The organism is Bacteroidota bacterium (assembly GCA_038746285.1).
Classification (GTDB): domain Bacteria; phylum Bacteroidota; class Rhodothermia; order Rhodothermales; family JANQRZ01; genus JANQRZ01.
Map to the genome: position 1 here is coordinate 1 of JBCDKT010000123.1, position 1882 is coordinate 1882.

Consider the following 1882-nt stretch of genomic DNA (forward strand, 5'->3'; position numbering starts at 1 on the left):
CCGGGCGTAGCGTCGCCCGCTGGCGACCGAGTCCGAGACGGCAGCCCCGCTGGCGACGACCTCCAGCGCGGCGGGCACGACGAGCGTGAGGTCGAGACGGCTCGGGTCGCTCGGATGGTGGACCGTGGGCAGCCACCCGGCCGTGCGGTCGGGCCAGCCGTCCGTGTAGACGACGCGCTGACCGGCCGCCTCGTCGGCGTAAACGCCAGCGGAGGGCGTTCCTGTGTAGGTCACCTCGACCGACGCGGTCGTGTCCACGTCTCCGAGCGGCACGTAGAGGCCGTCGCCGTCTCGCCAAAACAGCACGCCCACGCCATCGACGAGAACGGTCGAGATGTCCATCGCGTCGTCGAACCCGAGCGTCAGTTGGGTGAGCGTGTCGGGGACCGCCATCTCCAGCGTGGCGACGCCGTCGAGCATCAGCGTCTCCGGGTCCAGGTCGATCACGGCGCGCACGGCGCGCACGTCCACACCTGGCTGCGGCGCGGGCGCCTCGATGCCGTCGTCCTCGGCCGGGCCGGACGCGCCTCCGCACCCGCTGGCGACGGCCGCCAGCAGGGCTAGAGCACAGAGACAGAGCGAGCGGCCCACAGAACCCAGACGATGAGGAGCGGCTGGAGCGCGAGCCGGGCTCGCAGCGCCCAGCGCGGCGCGAGAGAGCGAAAGCGGTCCGACTCCCTCGCCATGTAGAGGTTCGCCGGGAAGACGGCCACCAGGAGAGCCGCCAGGCCCCAGCCGGCCCACGGCCGCAGCGACGGCACCAGCAGGCCGATGCCGCCCAGCACCTCGGCGACGCCGCTCAGGTACACGAGCAGGCGCGGGGCCGGCAGCGAAGGCGGCACGATGGTCTCGAACATCCTCGGCCGCACGAAATGCGCCACGCCAGCGGCGACGAAGACGGCCGCCAGCACGATGAGCGAGAGGGTCTGCGGCACTATGGCGCCGGCTCGCGCAACCGCATATGAACGACCCGTTCTCCTCCCGTCGCGATCACGTTCACGCTGGCCTGGGCGTCACCGTAGACGGCGGTAACTGTGTACATCCCCGGCGGCAATGCGACCTCGGCACGTGCCGGACGGGACGCTGGGACAGGCTCGATTCGAGTCCATTCGGGCGAGCCAGACAGTAGGGCATACCGGCTGAAACTGACGCGGAGGTCTTCGCCAGCGGGCACGGGCGATCCGGTGAGCCCGTCGCCGACGACGATTGTGAGATCTGTCGCAGGACCGGTAGGATCGGGCCACGACCCGTTGAATCGGTTCACTCCCTCCGTGTCGGTTGACGCGGCCAGCCGTTCCGTGGCAACGTCGAGTCGAGCGAACACATCGCCATCCAAGCTCCCAATCCCCCGGACCCACCCGGGGTCGGCGTATCCGGTGGCCCGGTCGTCCGTTACGTAGCCGAGCCGGACCGGGCGGGCCGTGAAGCACATCGCCGTCCGGAGCTGTCCGTCCAGCCCTCGGCGTGCGAACACGAGAAAGTGCGTACCTCTCTCAAAGGCCGACGCATACGAGCAGCTGTAGATGTCGTTGACGACCGTCAGCCGCTCGCCAGAGACGCCACGCCACTGGCGGAGCACTTCGAACTCGTACGACGCAGACCCCGTCTCGAAGCTGTGCTCCTCGAATGGAACGCGCTCAGCGACTTCGCCCGCGAACACCACATCGTGACTGGCGAGGAGTGCGAGCATCCGGTCCGGCTCGTCGAACGAGTCGACCTCGAATGCGAGCCCTATCGCTATGCAATCACACGCGGTGGCAGGAGCACACGCGGTGGCAGGAGCGGCCCACGCGCCGAGGATCACCAAGGCAACGAGAGGCAGCGCACGCGTGAGGTCCATTGCGGTCGGGGTTGGGGAATAGTCTCCGCCAGCGGGCGGGCC

3 protein-coding genes are annotated in these 1882 nt (G+C 69.4%); all 3 read right to left on the minus strand.

Annotated features, from left to right (window positions below; genetic code table 11):
* On the minus strand, positions 1–591 hold a 591-nt coding region (locus AAGI91_17780; protein MEM1044464.1), incomplete at its 3' end, for a hypothetical protein.
* Positions 561–935, minus strand: coding sequence for a DoxX family protein (locus tag AAGI91_17785; GenBank protein ID MEM1044465.1), 375 nt, complete (start codon positions 933–935; stop codon positions 561–563). The genes AAGI91_17780 and AAGI91_17785, both read right to left, overlap by 31 nt.
* A complete protein-coding gene (locus tag AAGI91_17790; protein MEM1044466.1) occupies positions 935–1840 on the minus strand; it encodes a hypothetical protein in 906 nt (301 codons plus the stop codon). The genes AAGI91_17785 and AAGI91_17790 overlap by 1 nt, the downstream gene beginning before the upstream one ends.
* Positions 1841–1882 lie beyond the last annotated feature (42 nt).